This window comes from Agromyces sp. Marseille-P2726, from assembly GCF_902809835.1.
Classification (GTDB): domain Bacteria; phylum Actinomycetota; class Actinomycetes; order Actinomycetales; family Microbacteriaceae; genus Agromyces.
Map to the genome: position 1 here is coordinate 531,025 of NZ_CADDWM010000014.1, position 16,130 is coordinate 547,154.

Here is a 16,130-nt window from a genome sequence, read left to right on the forward strand (position 1 = left end):
AGATGATCCGTTGGTGTGTCGAACAATCACCCGGGCGATTGCTCATCGGCGTTCGTGCCGCGCGGTTCCGGCGGTGAGCACCTTCGCATAACGATCTTCATCCGAGCTTGACGGTCGCGGGGCATCCGTCATAGATTTCCTGCGTCGACTGAACGATGATGATCGTTTATCCGGCGAAACGGTCAGGAAGCAGCACTCTGACCTCGGTCAAGATCGCTGCGGCCCGATCGCACGCACCGTCGCGCGAGGCTTCTCATCGCCCGGTGCACCATCCACCCAGAGTGAGGAAGCATTCATGAAGAAGTCCCTGCGCCTCAGCGCCGCGGTCGCCCTCGCGGCAACCGCCTCGCTGACGCTCGCCTCCTGCGGCTTCGGAGGCGGCGGGTCCGGTGGCGACGACGCATCCGGCACCACCCTCGACCTGCTCGTGCCGAGCTACTCCGACAACACCCAGGGTCTCTGGGAGGACGTCATCGCCGGCTTCGAGGAGGAGAACCCCGACATCAAGGTGAACCTCGAGGTGCAGTCGTGGGACAACCTCGAGTCCGTCATCACGACCAAGATCCAGGGTGGCGAGGCCCCCGACATCTACAACGGCGGACCGTTCGCCGGATTCGCCTCCGACGGCCTGCTCTACGCCGCCGAAGAGGTCACCTCGCCCGAGACCTTCAGCGACTTCCAGGATTCGTTCATCGCGAATGCCGAGGTCGACGGCACGGCGTTCGCGCTGCCGCTCATCGCCTCCGCGCGTGCGCTGTTCGTGAACAACGCCCTGCTCGAGCAGGCCGGCGTCGCTGCCCCTCCCACCACGTGGGATGAGCTGCTCGACGCCGCGACCAAGGTCTCGGCGCTGGGCGGCGGTGTCGCCGGCTACGGCATGCCGCTCGGCTCCGAGGAGGCGCAGGCCGAGGCGGCCGTGTGGCTGTGGGGCGGTGGCGGCACCTTCGGCGACGCCGACGCCATCACGGTCGATGACCCGTCGAACCTGCCGGGTGCCGAGCAGATCAAGAAGATGATCGACGCCGGCGCCACCCAGGCCGACGCGGGCTCCACCGACCGGTCGCCGCTCATGGACATCTTCGTGCAGGGCAAGATCGGCATGCAGGTGGGCCTTCCGCCAACCGTCGGGCAGATCGAGGAGAACAACCCCGAGCTGGACTACTCGATCGTGCCGATCCCCACGCAGGACGGCAGCCCCTTCACGCTCGGCGTGATGGACCAGCTCATGGCGTTCCAGAACGACGGCGACAAGCAGGACGCGATCACGAAGTTCTTCGACTACTACTACTCGGCCGACGTGTACGTGCCGTGGGTCCAGGCCGAGGGCTTCCTGCCCGTCACGAAGTCGGGTGCCGAGGAGCTGTCCGACGAGGAGGCGCTCGCGCCCTTCCTCGAGGTGCTCCCCGACGCGCAGTTCTACCCGAGCACCAACCCGAAGTGGCAGGCGACGGATGGCGCGTTCAAGGCGCTGTTCGGCCAGCTGCAGACGAAGCCTGCGCAGGAGGTCCTGACCGAGATCCAGGCTCAGGTCGACGCGAGCTAGTCTCGCGGCATCCGAACGCACGCACCATCGGAGGGATCGGTGACCATCGCACCATGAGCACCACGATCGATACGTCATCGACCCGGGCGGGGGCGGCCGAGGGCCGCCCCCGCCCCGATGGGCCGTCCGTCCGCCAGCGCAAGCCCGGCGGACGCGACCTCGTCGCCGCTCTTCCCTGGGTCGCCCCCGCCGTCCTGCTGATCTTCGCGATCGTGCTCTTCCCGGCGGGCTTCATGTTCTACAACTCGACCCGCGACATCTCGATCTCGGGCCTCGACCAGGGCTCGGTCGGCTTCGACAACTACGTCGAGGTGTTCACGTTCCCGTATTTCTGGCCGATCTTCCTGCGCACGATCGTGTGGGTGGTCGCGGTCGTCGGCGTGACCGTCGTCATCTCGCTCGGCCTCGCGCAGATCCTGAACAAGGCGTTCCCCGGCCGGCGCATCGTGCGCCTCGCGGTGATCATCCCCTGGGCGGCATCCGTCGTGATGACGACGATGGTCGTCTACTACGGCCTCGAGCCCTACTTCGGCATCATCAACACGTTCCTCGTCGACGTGGGGCTCATCCAGACGCCCGAGGGCTACGGGTGGACCCGCAACCCCGAGACCGCGTTCGCGTGGTCGATCGTCATCGCGATCTTCGTCTCGCTGCCGTTCACGACGTACACGATCCTCGCCGGCCTGCAGACCGTTCCGGCCGACGTGCTCGAGGCCGCGAAGATGGACGGCGCCGGGCCCGCACGAACGTACTTCGGCGTCGTGCTCCCGCAGCTGCGCGGCGCGCTCTCCGTCGCGGTGCTCATCAACATCATCAACGTGTTCAACTCGCTGCCGATCCTGAAGATCATGACCGGCTCGATCCCCGGCTACGACGCCGACACGATCATGACGATGATCTTCAAGTACATCCAGAACCAGCACAAGGTCGACGTCGCGAGCGCGCTCTCGGTCGTCGCCTTCCTGATCGTCATCGTGATCGTCGCGGTGTACGTGAAGGTCGTCAAGCCGATGCGAGAGGTCTGAACCGTGGCCGTCACCGCCCCCGCATTCGAGACGATCGCCCCGCCCGCGGCATCCGCTCGCCGACGTCGCTACACCGAGGACCAGGTGCCCGTCGGCCGCCTGCTGCTGCGCATGCTCGCCGGCCTCATCGTGCTCGTCGTGTTCATCCTCCCGTACACGATCATGTTCTTCGGATCGGTGAAGACGAAGGCGCAGATCCGCTCCGTCGACCCCACCTACTTCCCCACGGAGTGGCATTGGGAGAACTACGTCAACATGTGGTCGACGCCCGAGACGCCCCTCGTGCAGAACCTCATCTCGACGATCGTCATCTCGGTCTTCGCGACCCTGCTCGTGCTGGCCGTCGCCCTTCCCGCGGCGTACTACACCGCCCGGTTCCGCTTCCCCGGGCGCATGGTGTTCCTGTTCCTCGTGATCGTCACCCAGATGCTGCAGCCCGCGGTGCTGACGTCGGGCCTGTTCCGGCAGTTCGTGGCCTTCGGCATCATCGACACCTGGGCGGCGATGATCCTCGTGAACGCGGCGTTCAACCTCTCGTTCGCGGTCTGGATCATGCACTCCTTCTTCGCCGGCGTGCCGAAGGAGGTCGACGAGGCCGCCCAGATCGACGGCGCCGGGCGCCTCACGGTGCTGTTCCGGATCAACCTGCCCCTCGTGTGGCCGGGCATCGTGACGGCGATCGTGTTCACGTTCGTCGCCTGCTGGAACGAGTTCGCCGCGTCACTGGTGATCCTGTCGACGGCCGGCAACCAGCCGCTCTCGGTCGCGCTCACGAAGTTCGTCGGCCAGTACGAGACGAGCTGGCACTACGTGTTCGGCGTCTCGATCGTGGCGATCATCCCCGTGGTCGTGCTCTTCATGATCATCGAGAAGCGCCTCGTCGGAGGACTCACCGCGGGCAGCGTCAAGTAGCCGGGCGGATGCCGCAGCCACGCGGCATCCGTTGCTATGCTTGCCATCGTCGCGACTGGCGTTCAGATGGTCACCATCGGGGAGCGACTGGCACGGACCGACCGCTCGCCTGGGCCGGTGCGCATACCTCGCTGCTGACGAGCGCGAGGCAGCATCCACGCAGGTCAGTGAGTCATGAAGGAGCCAGTCTTGACCGAGTCCGTCACCACCCAGCAGTCGTTGCTGAACGCCCCCCTCTCCGAGGTCGACCCCGAGGTCGCCGAAGTGCTCGAGAAGGAGCTCGGGCGCCAGCGCGACTACCTCGAGATGATCGCGAGCGAGAACTTCGTTCCCGTCTCGGTGCTGCAGTCGCAGGGTTCCGTGCTCACGAACAAGTACGCCGAGGGCTACCCGGGCCGTCGCTACTACGGCGGGTGCGAGTACGTCGACATCGCCGAATCGCTCGCGATCGAGCGCGCGAAGTCGCTCTTCGGCGCCGAGTACGCGAACGTGCAGCCGCACTCGGGCGCCACCGCCAATGCGGCCGTGCTCTCGGCGATCGCGGTCCCCGGCGACACCATCCTCGGCCTCGAGCTCGCACACGGCGGCCACCTCACGCATGGCATGCGGCTCAACTTCTCGGGCAAGCTCTACAACGCCGTCTCCTACGGCGTGAACCCCGAGAGCTTCCTCGTCGACATGGACCTCGTGCGCGACAAGGCGCTCGAGCACAAGCCGCAGGTCATCATCGCGGGCTGGTCGGCATACGCCCGGCAGCTCGACTTCGCGGCATTCCGCGCGATCGCCGATGAGGTCGGGGCGAAACTCTGGGTCGACATGGCGCACTTCGCGGGTCTCGTCGCAGCCGGGGTCCACCCCAATCCGGTTCCGCACGCCGACGTCGTGAGCTCGACCGTGCACAAGACCATCGGTGGTCCGCGTTCGGGCTTCATCCTCTCCCGCGACTCCGAGCTCGCGAAGAAGCTCAACTCGAACGTGTTCCCGGGCCAGCAGGGCGGCCCGCTGATGCACGTCATCGCCGCCAAGGCCACGGCGTTCAAGATCGCGGCATCCGACGAATTCAAGGATCGTCAGGAGCGCACGCTGCGCGGGGCGAAGATCCTCGCCGAGCGCCTGCACGCCGACGATTCGCGCGCGGCCGGCGTCGACGTGCTGACGGGCGGCACCGACGTGCACCTCGTGCTCGCCGACCTGCGCAACTCGGCGATCGACGGCCAGCAGGCCGAAGACCTGCTGCACGACGCCCTCATCACCGTGAACCGCAACGCGGTGCCGTTCGACCCGCGCCCGCCGATGGTCACGTCGGGCCTGCGCATCGGCACGCCGGCGCTCGCCACTCGCGGCTTCGGCGACGACGAGTTCACCGAGGTCGCCGACATCATCGCGCTCGCGCTGCAAGGGCGTGCGGATGTCGCGGCGCTCCGCTCGCGTGTCGAAGCTCTGACGGCGGCGTTCCCGCTCTACCCGGGCCTCGAGCAGTAGGGCCCGCTCGATGGCTGCGATCACGCTCGACGGCGTCGCCACCGCGTCGGCCGTGAAGCAGGAGCTCGCCTCGCGCATCGCGCACCTCCGGGCGCACGGCGTGGTTCCCGGCCTCGGCACGTTGCTCGTGGGCGACGACCCGGGCTCGCAGTCGTACGTGGCCGGCAAGCACCGCGACTGCGCCGAGGTGGGCATCGAGTCGATCCGCGTCGACCTGCCCGCTTCGGCGACGACGCATGACGTGCGCGCCGCGATCCGCGACCTCAACGCGGCACCAGAGGTCACCGGGTACATCGTGCAGCTGCCGCTGCCGCCCGGGCACGACGAGAACGCGATGCTCGAGCTCATCGATCCCGATAAAGACGCCGACGGCCTGCATCCGACGAACCTCGGCCGCCTCGTGCTCGGCATCGAGGGCGAGCTGCACTCGCCCCTGCCGTGCACGCCCGCGGGGATCGTCGAGATGCTCCGCCGCTACGAGGTGCCCATCCGCGGACGTCACGTGACGGTGATCGGGCGCGGGCTCACGGTGGGCCGCCCGCTCGGGCTGCTCTTCACCCGCAAGGGACTGGATGCCACGGTGACGCTCACGCACTCGCGTACCGAGGACCTCGCCGCCGAGGTGCGCCGCGCAGACATCGTCGTCGCGGCCGTGGGCGTGCCGCACCTGGTGCGGCACGATTGGATCAAGCCCGGGGCCGCCGTGCTCGACGTGGGCATCACGCGCGTCGAAGACGAGGACTCTGGCAAGGGGCGGCTCACGGGTGACGTCGACCCGCGGGTCGCGGAGGTCGCCGGTCACCTGTCGCCGAACCCCGGCGGCGTCGGCCCGATGACCAGGGCGATGCTGCTGGCCAACGTGGTGAAGGCGGCGGAGCTGACGCTCGGCGACCGCTGAGACCCGTCCGGCGCTCCGTGCGCCCGGCGTGGGGAAGCGAATGCCGCCGAACGCGTCGATCGGGCACCCGCGTCAATCGACCGGCGCGGTGTGCTCCTCGACGTGCCTGAGGTACGCGTCGGCGTTGCGGCGGATGCCCGCCCGCTCGTCGTCGCTGAGCTCGCGTCGCACCTTGCCCGGGACCCCGGCGACGAGCGAGCCCGGCGGCACGACCGTGCCCTCGAGCACGACGGCTCCGGCGGCGACGAGCGAGCCCGCGCCGATCACGGCGCCGTTCAGCACCCTCGCGCCCATGCCGATGAGGCAGTCGTCCTCGACGGTGCAGCCGTGCAGCACCGCGCCATGGCCCACCGAGACCCGCCGGCCGACCGTGAGCGGATACCCGCCATCGACGTGGCACACCACCGTGTCCTGCAGGTTGGACTCCTCGCCGAGCACGATCGGCTCGGCCTCGGCACGAAGCACCGCGTTGTACCAGACGCTCGACCGGGGCGAGAGCCGCACGTCGCCGACGATGACGGCGCCTGCTGCGACGAACGCATCGTCGTCGACGACCGGGGCCGGGATTCCGGCGATGGTGATGATGCGGGCCGAGGGATCTGCGCTCATGACGTCAGCCTACGATGCACGGCGATGTTCACCAGTCGGTACACCGCCCCGGCGGCGAGCACGATGACGCCGGCCACGATCGACTGCGGCGGCAGGGTCACCACCAGCACGAGGCATCCGACCGCGCCGGCGATCGACAGCCATCTCGGAACTCGCCGCTCGGCCTGCGGCTGCGTCACCGCCGCCGAGTTCGCCACGAAGTAGTAGAGCAGCACGCCGAACGACGAGAACCCGATCGCTCCCCGCAGGTCGGCGACGAGCACGAGCACGATGATCGCCGCGCCGGCTGCGATCTCGGCGACATGCGGGACCTGCGACCGCGGATGCACCGACGCCAGCCGTCGGGGGAGTTCGTCGTCACGCGCCATCGCGAGCGCCGTGCGGGCGATGCCGGCGATGAGCACGAGCAGCGACCCGAGCGCCGCCACGCCCGCGGCGATGCGCACGACCGGCTCGGCCCAGCCCCATCCCGCGGCGGAGACGACCTCGACGAGCGGTGCGACGGATGCCGCGAGCAGACTCGGCCCGAGCGTGACGAGTGCCGCGGAGCCGACCGCCGCGTAGATCACCACGACGATGAGGAAGGCCAGGCCGATCGCCCGTGGGATCGTCCGCGCCGGATGCCGCACCTCCTCGCCGAGGGTCGCGATGCGCGCATAGCCGGCGAACGCGAAGAACAGCAGCCCGGCGGACTGCAGGATGCCGTAGAGGATTTCCGGGATGCCGGCCGTGTACGGCGCCACCGGGGAATCGCCGGTCGTCGTGCCGAGAGCGGCACTGCCGCCGCCGGACGCGGCGACGAGGCCGGCGACCACCACGATCCCGAGCACCACGATCACGGCGGTGACCAGCGCGGCACCGACGCGAGCGGTGCGCGTGACGCCGAGCAGGTTCACGCCCACGAGTACGATCACGGCGGCGATCGCGACCGGCCGCTGCCAATCGGCCGGCACGAGGTAGGCGGCCGCGGTGAGGGCCATCGCGGCGCAGCTCGCCGTCTTGCCGATGACGAACGACCAGCCCGCGAGGAAGCCCGGCCACGGGCCGAGCCGCTCGCGGCCGTAGCGGTAGGCGCCGCCCGATTCGGGATGCTGCACCGCCAGCTGCGCGGTCGAGCCGGCATTCGCGAAGGCGACGAATGCGGCGACGGCGAGGCCGATGAGCAGTCCGGCGCCGGCCGCCTGCGCGGCCGGCGCCCACACGGCGAAGACGCCGGCTCCCACCATCGCGGCGAGCCCGATCGCCACGGCGTCGCCGAGGTTCAGTCGTCTCGCGAGGCGACCCGGAGGGGGTGGCACGGAGTCGTCGGTCACGGTCGCACCCTACGCCACGCGGGGGTCGTCGACGTGTCCGGATGTCGCAGCAGCGCGATTCGCGGGATCTGCGGTGTCCGTAGGATCGGAGGATGACCTCGACCCCTCGTTCCTCGCTCTCCCACCCCTCGGTCGACCGCGTCGCCGCCGCCCTCGCTGAGCAGGGGCTCACGCCGCGGATCGTCTGGTTCGACGACGCCGTCACGACGGCCCAGCTCGCGGCCGAAGCGCTCGGCGTCGAGGTCGGGCAGATCGCGAACTCGCTCGTGTTCACGCTCGACGACGAGCCGATCCTCGTGCTCACGTCGGGCGCGCACCGCGTCGACACGGAGTGGCTCGGCGCCGAGCTCGGCGGCGTCATCCGTCGGGCGTCGAAGGAGACCGTGAAGCAGGCGACCGGGCAGGTCATCGGCGGCGTCGCCCCGGTCGGACATACCGCACCGGTGCGCACCATCGTCGATGTCGACCTCGCCGCCTACGACGAGGTGTGGGCTGCGGCCGGACACGCGAAGACGGTCTTCCCGACCACGTTCGATGAGCTGGTGCGCATCACCGGCGGCACGCCCCGCCCGGTCGAACCGAAGCAGCCCGCGTGATCAGAGATCGCGCCGGGCGCCCTCGCTCGGCCTGACGGTGAAGACGGTCGGCTCGCGGTAGCCCTGCTCGGCGAACGCGGCCGCGACCTCACGCGCCACCACCGGCACCAATGGGTCGATCATCAGCGCGATCGCCGCGCCGCCGAAGCCGCCTCCGGTCATGCGGGCGCCGATCGCACCATTCGCCTGCGCGGTGGCGACAGCCAGATCGAGCTCGGGGACGGACACCTCGAAGTCGTCGCGCAGCGATGCGTGCGAGGCGTCGAGGAAGGGCCCGATCGCGCTCGGACCGTGCTCGCGGAGTGCCCGCACGGTGTCGAGTACTCGCCGGTTCTCGGTCACCACGTGACGCACCCGCCGGAAGCTCTCGTCGTCGAGGAGCGCCTGCGCGCGCGGCAGGTCGTCGACGCGCACCTCGCGGAGCGACTCGACCCCGAGGGTCCGGGCGCCGGCCTCGCACGACGCCCGCCGCTCGGCATATCCGTTCGCCGCGTGCTCGTGCGCGACGCGCGTGTCGATGACCAGGAGCGACAGCCCGGCGGCCTCGAAGCCCAGCGGGACGAGGTCGGCCTCGAGCCTCCTGCAGTCGAGGAACACCGCGTGTTCTGCTTCACCCGACAACGCCGCCATCTGGTCCATGATGCCGGTCGGCGCACCCGCCGCGCGATTCTCCGCGAGCCGCCCGACCTTGGCGAGCGTCGGCCGGTCGAAGCCGAGTCGCCAGTGCTCGTCGAGAGCGAGGGCGACGGCGCACACGATCGCCGCTGACGACGACAACCCCGCGCCGATGGGCACCGTGCTCGCGATGGCCAGGTCGACGCCGCCGACGCCCGACAGGCCGGCGCCGAACTCGCCGGGCGCCCACGCGACACCCAGCGGGTACGCCGCCCAGCCGTCGACCGCGTCGGGCGTGAGCGCGTCCAGCGCGACCTCCGCGGCATCCGACTCGATGGTCGATGCGACACGGATGACGCGGTCGTCACGGTCGCCGAGGGCCACCGCCGTGCGGCGGTCGATCGCGAAGGGCAACACGAACCCGTCGTTGTAGTCGGTGTGCTCCCCGATGAGGTTCACGCGACCGGGCGCCGACCACACTCCCTCTGCTCGGGAACCGTAGCGTTCGGCGAACCCACCCGACGCGTCATCGATCTCGCTCACACCGTGACCTCCTCGAGTGCGGCGCGCAAGGCTTCGGCTTGCGCTTCGGGAGCGACGTCACCGATCCACGCCCCCATCCCGGCCTCCGATCCGGCGAGGTACTTGAGCCTGCCTGCAGACCGGCGGGGACTCATGAGCTGCAGCATGAGCCGCACGTCGTCGCGCCGTTCGTGCACGGGCGCCTGGTGCCACGCCGCGATGTACGGAGTGGGAGTCTCGTACAGCCGGTCGACTGCGCGCAGGAGTCGCAGGTACAGGGAGGCGAGTTCGTCGCGCTCGGCGAGGGTCGTCTCGGCGAAGTCGGGTACCTGCCGATGAGGGAGCACGTGCACCTCGATCGGCCACCGAGCGGCGAAGGGGACGAACGCGGTCCAGTGCTCACCCACGACCAGGACGCGTGGTCCGTGGCGCTCGTTCTCGAGGATGTCGGCCATGAGCGACGGTCCGTAGTCGTCGATCGAGGCGAGCAGGCGCTGCGTGCGCGGCGTGACGTAGGGATAGGCGTAGATCTGGCCGTGCGGGTGGTGGAGCGTCACCCCGATCTCGGCGCCGCGATTCTCGAAGGGGAACACCTGCTCCACCCCCGGCAGCTCCGACAGGGCCGCCGTGCGTTGCGCCCACGCCTCGATGACGGTGCGGGCGCGCGAGGGGGTCAGGGTGCCGAACGAGCCCTCGTGCTCGGGACTGAAGCAGACGACCTCGCACCTGCCGATCGACGGCCGGACCCGCTCCAGTCCGACTCGGTGAACCGACCCCGACTCGTCGCCGTTCGCGGCATCCGGACCTGCGAGCCCCGGACCGAACGACGGGGAGCGGTTCTCGAACACGACCACGTCGTAGTCGCTCGGGACCTCCGACGGGTTGTCGGGGCCCTGCGGCGCGAGGGGGTCGCGATCGGCCGGAGGCAGGTGCACGCGGTGCTGCCGGGCGGTGGCGATCGAGATCCAGTCGCGGGTGAGGGGATCCTGCCGCATCTCCGCGGTCGGCGGTCGCGGGTCGAGCGTACGAGCGTCCACGCGGCGTTCCGCCGTCAGCATCGTGTCGACATCGTCGAAGTAGATCAGCTCTCGACCGTCGGCCAGCCGGCCGGCACGAACGGCGATGCGCGGGTCGATGACGTGCACGCCGCCACGATACGCGGTTCCACACGCATGCAGGGCCCGGGATGCGGGTCACCCGAGACCCTAGAGTGGGATCCATGACTCATCCGACGGGCGAGCACTTCGTCTTGGAGACGTCGACGGCCAGCGGCGACCTCACGGCGACGATCACGGCGGTGGCCGCCGGCATCCGCACCCTCAGCATCAACGGCATCGACCTCGTTCCGGTCTACCCCGAGGACCAGCCGCAGCCGAGCGCCGCCGGCATCGTGCTCGTGCCGTGGCCCAACCGCATCCGCGACGGCGTCTGGCTCCACGACGACGTCGAGCGCCAGCTGGCCATCACGGAGCCGTCGCGGAACACCGCGATCCACGGCCTGCTGCGCTACACCGAGTACACGCCGACGAGTCGGGAGCGCGACTCGGTCACCCTCTCGGCAACGATCTACCCGCAGCTGGGGTATCCGTTCCTCCTGGGCACCGCGGTGCACTACGAACTCGTCTCCGACGGGCTGCAGGTCACGCACTTCGTCGAGACCCTCGGCGCCGAAGCTGCTCCGGTGGCGATCGGTGCGCACCCCTTCCTGAAGATCGGCGACGTCCCGACCGCCGACCTGACGCTGCGGCTCGACGCCGCGAGCCACATCGAGGTCGACGAACGCATGCTGCCCACCGGCGAGGTACCCGTGGACGGCACCGAATGGGACTTCCGCGAGGGGCGCCGCGTCGGTGACCTCGAGCTCGACGACGCATTCGGCGAGATCGCGAGCAGCGACGGGCGGGTGCTGCACACGCTGACCGCTCCCGACGGTCGCACGGTGTCGATCTGGGCCGACGAGCAGTTCGAGTACGTGCAGGTGTTCACGACTCGCACGTTCCCCGGCGAAGACGGCGAGGTGGCGATCGCGGTCGAGCCCATGACCGCGCCGGCCGATGCGTTCAACAACGGACGCGGCCTGCGGTGGCTCGACCCGGGCGAGCAGTTGGAGCTGTCGTGGGGCATCCGCTTCGAGGGGTTCAGCGCGGACTGAGCATCATCCGACGCACGACCCCGAGTCGACCGCCGATGCCAATGTCGGCGCCGACTGGGCCAGTGGTGACAGCGTCGCGATCGGGATGGCGTAGCCGACGTTGGCGACCGAGTCGGACTTCGCGAACACGACCCCGCCGACCGCGCCGTCTCCGGTGAGCACCGGCCCGCCCGAGTTGCCGTGGTCGACATCGGCGGCGAGGGTCATGACGTCGCGGGTCGAGCTGCGACCACCCTCCTGGATCGTGAGGGGCCCGACCGTGATCACGCGTCCGGGCCGCAGCTCGAACGGTCCGCCGAACGGATAGCCGGCGACGGCGACGTCGGCACCGGATGTCGCATCCGCGATCGCGAGTGGCGGTGTCTCGAGTCCCGTGACCGCGATCAGCGCGAGGTCGTTCTCCGCATCGAACGCGACGACCTGCCCCGACACGGGGGGCTGCCCCGGCGCCTCCACGATCGGCTCGGTGACGCCGGCCACGACGTGCGCGTTCGTCACGATGCGATCCTCGGCCACGACGAACCCGCTGCCCGAGAGGTTCGTGCCGCACTGGTATGCCGTTCCGGTGATGCGAACGACGGATGCCGCGGCAGCGGCAAGGCGCTCGCCGTCGACGCCTGCGGGCAGCTCGGGCGCCTCCGTCGGGCCTCCGATGACCTCGACGAGCCAGGGAATCCCCTGCCCGAGCGTGACGGCACGGAGCTCGGCGAGGAGGCTTCGGGCGGGTGGGGGAGTGACGGCATCCAGTGCGCCCAGCACTCGCGATCCCGCCACCGCCGGCGACAGCACCGGTACGCCCATCGCGGAGACGCCCGAGGCGACGAGGGCCACGACGAACGCGGTCACGATGACGTTGCCGATGGCGCCCAGCACACGGTCGAGGACACCCAGCTTGACGGCGTTCGCCCCGCGCCGGAGCGCACGCCCCACGATCGCCCCGAGCCACGCGCCGAGGCAGAGGAGCACGATGGCCACGGCGATGGCCGCAGGGGCCCGCCACCCCGGCACGGGAATGAGGCCCGCGATCCAGGGCATCACGAAATACGAGGCGATGCCGCCGAGCACGAGCCCGATGAGCCCCGCGGCCGTGCGGAGCAGTCCCGCCCGGTACCCGTTCACGAGAGCCCCGATGAAGACGAGCACGAGGAGGATGTCGAGCAGCAGGCTCCATCCCATGTCGGCTCCGTCCGTTCTCGGGTCGCGGGTGGTGAACCTCCAGACTGCGGCATCCGGCTCGGAGACTGCTGCGAGCACCAAAGCCGTGGTCTCCAGTCGCCACTCGCTCGTCGATGGGGCACAATCGCCTGAGTCGTACCGCGGCGGTCGGTTAGGGTCTGAGGAGCCCGCGGGCGGCGAGGCGCCACACCACACGATGAGGAGCGACGGATGCGCGTCGGCATGTTCCTGAACTATGCGGGAGGCTTCCGTGAGGTCGCCGACGAGGTCGCCGAGCTCGAGCGCGCCGGGGTGGACCTCATCGCGGTGCCCGAGGCGTACTCGTTCGACGCCGTCAGCCAACTCGGGTTCCTCGCCGCGCGAACGTCGAGGATCACGCTCGCCTCGGGCATCCTGCAGCTGTACACCCGAACGCCCTCGCTGACGGCGATGACCGCCGCAGGCCTGGACTACGTGTCGGGCGGCCGCTTCGAACTCGGGATCGGGGCATCCGGGCCGCAGGTCATCGAAGGATTTCACGGGGTGCGCTACGACGCGCCCCTCGGGCGCACTCGGGAGCTCGTCGAGATCTGCCGCATGACGTGGCGACGCGAGCCTGTCGTGCACCAGGGGAAGCAGTACCGCATCCCGCTGCCGGCAGCGGAGGGCACGGGGCTCGGCAAGCCGCTCAAGCTCATCAACCATCCTGTGCGGGAACGCATCCCCATCACGATCGCCTCGCTCGGTCCGAAGTCCGTCGAGCAGACAGCGGAGATCGCCGACGGATGGATGCCGATGTTCTTCCACCCCGAACGCGCCGCCGCCGTGTGGGGCGATGCCCTTGCTGCGGGAACGGCGAAGCGAGCACCCGAGCTCGGAACGCTCGACGTCATCGCCAGTCCCGCGCTCGCCATCACCGACCGGCCTGAGGCGGTCATGCCGCTCGTGAAGCCCCAGCTCGCGCTCTATGTCGGAGGCATGGGCGCGCGCGGCAGGAACTTCTACAACGATCTCATCGGCCGCTACGGGTTCGAGTCCGAGGCTCGGCGTATCCAGGACCTCTACCTCGACGGACGCAAGGAGGAGGCGATCGCGGCGGTACCCGATGAGTTGGTGCGTGCGATCTCGCTGATCGGCCCCGCATCCGAGGTCGCCGAGCGCATCGCCGCATTCCGCGACGCCGGGGTCTCGACGCTCACCGTCACGCCACTCGCGCGTGATTCGGCCGAGCGCGTGGCCCTCATGTCGGCGTTCCGCGCGATGGTGGGCTGATTCCGGTCGCACGCGCGAGCGACGCCGCCAGGCCTGTCGCTCCTGCCCGGGGGACATCGCCGGCCGATTCGCCCCACAACGGGGGACGGAAGGGTGCTGGTGCGGTCGACCCGCCCGGTCTAGCGTGAGATCACCTGCATGAGGGTGTGCAGGAAGGGGAACCTGGGGAGGAGCCGCCGACACGGGATCGTTCGAGCTCGACGCGTGGCGTCACGGCTCGAACCCCGTCGGCGGTGCCAGGCAGAGCAGTACCCGGGGTACAGGGGGAGGCACCCCGGGACTGAGATGGGGCCGGCCCGCTCGTCGCGTCCTGGGATGCGCGTGGTCGATTGCGCTGCTCCGAGAGGCCGGCCCACCGATCGGGTCTCTTTCAACCCGGTCATCCTGTTGTACGCGTGGCCATGACGCCCAGACAGGGCCTTGACTTCGCGCGCGAAATGTGCAGACGACCGCCGCCGACCAATGGCATGAATGTCGGTGGCCGGAAATAGGTTGGTCGTACGGCGTTCCCACGACGAGGAGAAATCGGAGTTGCGTGAAGTGGCGGCACCCGACCGGCGAGAACGCCCCCTGGCGACGAAACGCAGTGCCCCCGGGGAGTTTCGAAATCCCGACCCGCTGATTAAAAGTCAGCTGCTCTGCCTCTGAGCTACGGGGGCGTCAACATGACGACGAAGCATTGCTCCGCCTGCCAGCAGTCTAAGCCAACGGTCGAGTTCAACGTCCGGCGCGCCTCGTGGGATGGACTCCAGAACATCTGCAAGGCGTGCAACCGAGCAAAGGCACGCCGATACTACGCGAAGAACCGCGAGGCTCACATCCGCGTGATCATGGCGCGCAAGGCGGTCATTCGTCGTGCCACACTGGAGGCCATCGGACAGTACTTGAGCGTGAATCCCTGCGTCGACTGCGGGGAGGGTGACCTCCGAGTGCTCGACTTCGATCACCGACCCGAGGTCGAGAAATCCGCCGAGGTCATGAAGCTCGTCCAAGATGGCTACTCGCTCGAGCGTGTCATGAGGGAGATCGCGATGTGCGACGTTCGATGTCGCAATTGTCACGCGAAAGTCACGTACGAGCGCATGGGGACGAACTGGCGGTCGGCGCTCATGAAGCGATCGGATGACGCGGACTGATCGCGGACCAGTTCGGAGCCCCCATCCGGTGTCGACGGGGGCTGGCGCATCGCCGATCAGATGCCGCCCAGCGCCGAGGAGTACCCTTGCCGCGATGGCTTCCGAATACCACCGCCCGACCCGATTCCCTCCCGGCATGTTCGAGGGGTTCGTCGGCGCTGAGGACCCGGCGCACCTCAGTCGTGTCGCCCACGACACCGCGTCGGCGATCCTCTCCCGTGTCCGTTCCGATCCCGACCCCGAGGTCGTCGCAAGACTCGTCCGGTACACCGACGAGCACGGCATCGATGCGATCGCCGAGCTCTGGTCGCAGGCGTCCGCCAAGAGCCTGCCGGGCGCGCTGTGGCGCGTGTACCTGCTGCGCGCCCTGATCCGCCAGGATCCGTTCGGCGTGAGCCTTGGATTCCAGCGGGGCACGGAGGTGTCGCACACCATCGACCAGATCGTCGCGGGTGCGCCGATCCCTGCCGGACCCGCCGAGGTGCAGGATCTCGCGGACCGCATCCTCCAGGGCCTGTTCGCGGGTGACTTCGCGGTCGCCCTCGAGCGTGCCGCCGCGTTCGCGAGGGTCGTCGCAGCCGGCTCCGCCAGCCTCGCCGACGACGCCGATGCCGCGGATGCCGCGCATCCAGGGCGCTCCACCGAGTTGACGCAGCGCGCACTGCGCCTGACGCAGCTTGCCGACGAGTTCGCCTCCTGCGCGAGGCTGTGGCGCCGAGACAGCCTCGATTGAATCCCGCCGGAGCCGGCGGGAATGTTCTGCTTGTCCGCCTCGTTTAGACTTGGTGTGCCGGGCCGCAGTAACCCCGGGCTCCAACATTTGCCGCTTCGAGCGGCCTCGCGCCGAGAGGCGTTCTGCGGCCCGGTACATTCATGTCCTGCTGCCATGTGCGGTCGCCT

Annotated in this window: 15 protein-coding genes and 1 tRNA gene; 10 read left to right on the plus strand and 6 right to left on the minus strand. The window is 69.4% G+C overall.

Features of this window, described 5'->3' with window-relative positions:
- Positions 1-295 precede the first annotated feature (295 nt).
- The 5 genes from HUS56_RS12050 to HUS56_RS12070 all read left to right on the plus strand — a co-directional run bounded on the left by HUS56_RS12050 (position 296) and on the right by HUS56_RS12070 (position 5,860).
- Positions 296-1,543 (plus strand): extracellular solute-binding protein, encoded by a 1,248-nt coding sequence (locus tag HUS56_RS12050; RefSeq protein ID WP_173923649.1) that lies wholly within the window; start codon positions 296-298, stop codon positions 1,541-1,543.
- A 53-nt stretch (positions 1,544-1,596) separates the two neighbouring features.
- Positions 1,597-2,568 carry a carbohydrate ABC transporter permease gene (locus HUS56_RS12055; protein ID WP_173923650.1) on the plus strand — a complete coding sequence of 324 codons (972 nt, stop codon included), beginning with the start codon at positions 1,597-1,599 and terminating at the stop codon, positions 2,566-2,568.
- 3 nt (positions 2,569-2,571) lie between these two features.
- Complete coding sequence (locus tag HUS56_RS12060; RefSeq protein ID WP_254431420.1) at positions 2,572-3,480, plus strand: carbohydrate ABC transporter permease; 909 nt, start codon at positions 2,572-2,574, stop codon at positions 3,478-3,480.
- Positions 3,481-3,669: 189 nt separating this feature from the next.
- Complete coding sequence (gene glyA / locus HUS56_RS12065) at positions 3,670-4,962, plus strand: serine hydroxymethyltransferase (RefSeq protein WP_305792491.1); 1,293 nt, start codon at positions 3,670-3,672, stop codon at positions 4,960-4,962.
- A gap of 10 nt (positions 4,963-4,972) precedes the next feature.
- Positions 4,973-5,860 (plus strand): bifunctional methylenetetrahydrofolate dehydrogenase/methenyltetrahydrofolate cyclohydrolase, encoded by an 888-nt coding sequence (locus tag HUS56_RS12070; protein ID WP_173923652.1) that lies wholly within the window; start codon positions 4,973-4,975, stop codon positions 5,858-5,860.
- 72 nt (positions 5,861-5,932) lie between these two features.
- Here HUS56_RS12070 and HUS56_RS12075 read toward each other — a convergent pair whose 3' ends face one another.
- Positions 5,933-6,469 (minus strand): gamma carbonic anhydrase family protein, encoded by a 537-nt coding sequence (locus HUS56_RS12075; protein WP_173923653.1) that lies wholly within the window; start codon positions 6,467-6,469, stop codon positions 5,933-5,935.
- Positions 6,466-7,782, minus strand: coding sequence for an APC family permease (locus HUS56_RS12080; RefSeq protein ID WP_254431421.1), 1,317 nt, complete (start codon positions 7,780-7,782; stop codon positions 6,466-6,468). The genes HUS56_RS12075 and HUS56_RS12080 overlap by 4 nt, the downstream gene beginning before the upstream one ends.
- A gap of 92 nt (positions 7,783-7,874) precedes the next feature.
- Here HUS56_RS12080 and HUS56_RS12085 point away from each other — a divergent pair, with 92 nt between their 5' ends.
- A complete protein-coding gene (locus HUS56_RS12085) occupies positions 7,875-8,378 on the plus strand; it encodes a YbaK/EbsC family protein (RefSeq protein ID WP_173923654.1) in 504 nt (167 codons plus the stop codon).
- On the opposite strand, the gene galK is transcribed toward HUS56_RS12085, so the two are convergent.
- Both galK and galT read right to left on the minus strand, forming a co-directional pair.
- Entirely contained in the window at positions 8,379-9,536 is a 1,158-nt protein-coding gene (gene galK / locus HUS56_RS12090; protein WP_173923655.1) for a galactokinase, read from the minus strand.
- On the minus strand, positions 9,533-10,651 hold the full coding sequence (gene galT / locus HUS56_RS12095; protein WP_371808311.1) for a galactose-1-phosphate uridylyltransferase: 1,119 nt from the start codon (positions 10,649-10,651) through the stop codon (positions 9,533-9,535). The genes galK and galT overlap by 4 nt, the downstream gene beginning before the upstream one ends.
- Before the next feature lie 83 nt (positions 10,652-10,734).
- Here galT and HUS56_RS12100 point away from each other — a divergent pair, with 83 nt between their 5' ends.
- Complete coding sequence (locus HUS56_RS12100; RefSeq protein ID WP_173923656.1) at positions 10,735-11,667, plus strand: aldose 1-epimerase family protein; 933 nt, start codon at positions 10,735-10,737, stop codon at positions 11,665-11,667.
- A gap of 3 nt (positions 11,668-11,670) precedes the next feature.
- On the opposite strand, the gene HUS56_RS12105 is transcribed toward HUS56_RS12100, so the two are convergent.
- On the minus strand, positions 11,671-12,843 hold the full coding sequence (locus HUS56_RS12105; RefSeq protein ID WP_173923657.1) for a MarP family serine protease: 1,173 nt from the start codon (positions 12,841-12,843) through the stop codon (positions 11,671-11,673).
- 210 nt (positions 12,844-13,053) lie between these two features.
- Between HUS56_RS12105 and HUS56_RS12110 the strand changes: the two genes are divergently transcribed.
- A complete protein-coding gene (locus HUS56_RS12110) occupies positions 13,054-14,094 on the plus strand; it encodes an LLM class F420-dependent oxidoreductase (RefSeq protein WP_173923658.1) in 1,041 nt (346 codons plus the stop codon).
- A 587-nt stretch (positions 14,095-14,681) separates the two neighbouring features.
- Here the strand turns inward: HUS56_RS12110 and HUS56_RS12115 are convergent.
- Positions 14,682-14,753, minus strand: a tRNA-Lys gene (locus tag HUS56_RS12115).
- 6 nt (positions 14,754-14,759) lie between these two features.
- Here HUS56_RS12115 and HUS56_RS12120 point away from each other — a divergent pair.
- Entirely contained in the window at positions 14,760-15,230 is a 471-nt protein-coding gene (locus HUS56_RS12120; RefSeq protein ID WP_173923659.1) for a hypothetical protein, read from the plus strand.
- A 94-nt stretch (positions 15,231-15,324) separates the two neighbouring features.
- Complete coding sequence (locus tag HUS56_RS12125) at positions 15,325-15,963, plus strand: DNA-directed RNA polymerase subunit beta (protein WP_173923660.1); 639 nt, start codon at positions 15,325-15,327, stop codon at positions 15,961-15,963.
- The last annotated feature ends 167 nt before the right edge of the window (positions 15,964-16,130 follow it).

What these genes read in the sequence shown, in the direction of transcription:
- HUS56_RS12050 (WP_173923649.1), top strand. Translation starts at nt 296, where the DNA reads ATGAAGAAGTCCCTGCGCCTCAGCGCCGCGGTCGCCCTCGCGGCAACC.
- HUS56_RS12100 (WP_173923656.1), top strand. Translation starts at nt 10,735, where the DNA reads ATGACTCATCCGACGGGCGAGCACTTCGTCTTGGAGACGTCGACGGCC.
- HUS56_RS12055 (WP_173923650.1), top strand. Translation starts at nt 1,597, where the DNA reads ATGAGCACCACGATCGATACGTCATCGACCCGGGCGGGGGCGGCCGAG.
- HUS56_RS12125 (WP_173923660.1), top strand. Translation starts at nt 15,325, where the DNA reads ATGGCTTCCGAATACCACCGCCCGACCCGATTCCCTCCCGGCATGTTC.
- HUS56_RS12070 (WP_173923652.1), top strand. Translation starts at nt 4,973, where the DNA reads ATGGCTGCGATCACGCTCGACGGCGTCGCCACCGCGTCGGCCGTGAAG.
- HUS56_RS12075 (WP_173923653.1), bottom strand. Translation starts at nt 6,469, where the DNA reads ATGAGCGCAGATCCCTCGGCCCGCATCATCACCATCGCCGGAATCCCG.
- HUS56_RS12120 (WP_173923659.1), top strand. Translation starts at nt 14,760, where the DNA reads ATGACGACGAAGCATTGCTCCGCCTGCCAGCAGTCTAAGCCAACGGTC.
- HUS56_RS12105 (WP_173923657.1), bottom strand. Translation starts at nt 12,843, where the DNA reads ATGGGATGGAGCCTGCTGCTCGACATCCTCCTCGTGCTCGTCTTCATC.
- HUS56_RS12085 (WP_173923654.1), top strand. Translation starts at nt 7,875, where the DNA reads ATGACCTCGACCCCTCGTTCCTCGCTCTCCCACCCCTCGGTCGACCGC.
- HUS56_RS12110 (WP_173923658.1), top strand. Translation starts at nt 13,054, where the DNA reads ATGCGCGTCGGCATGTTCCTGAACTATGCGGGAGGCTTCCGTGAGGTC.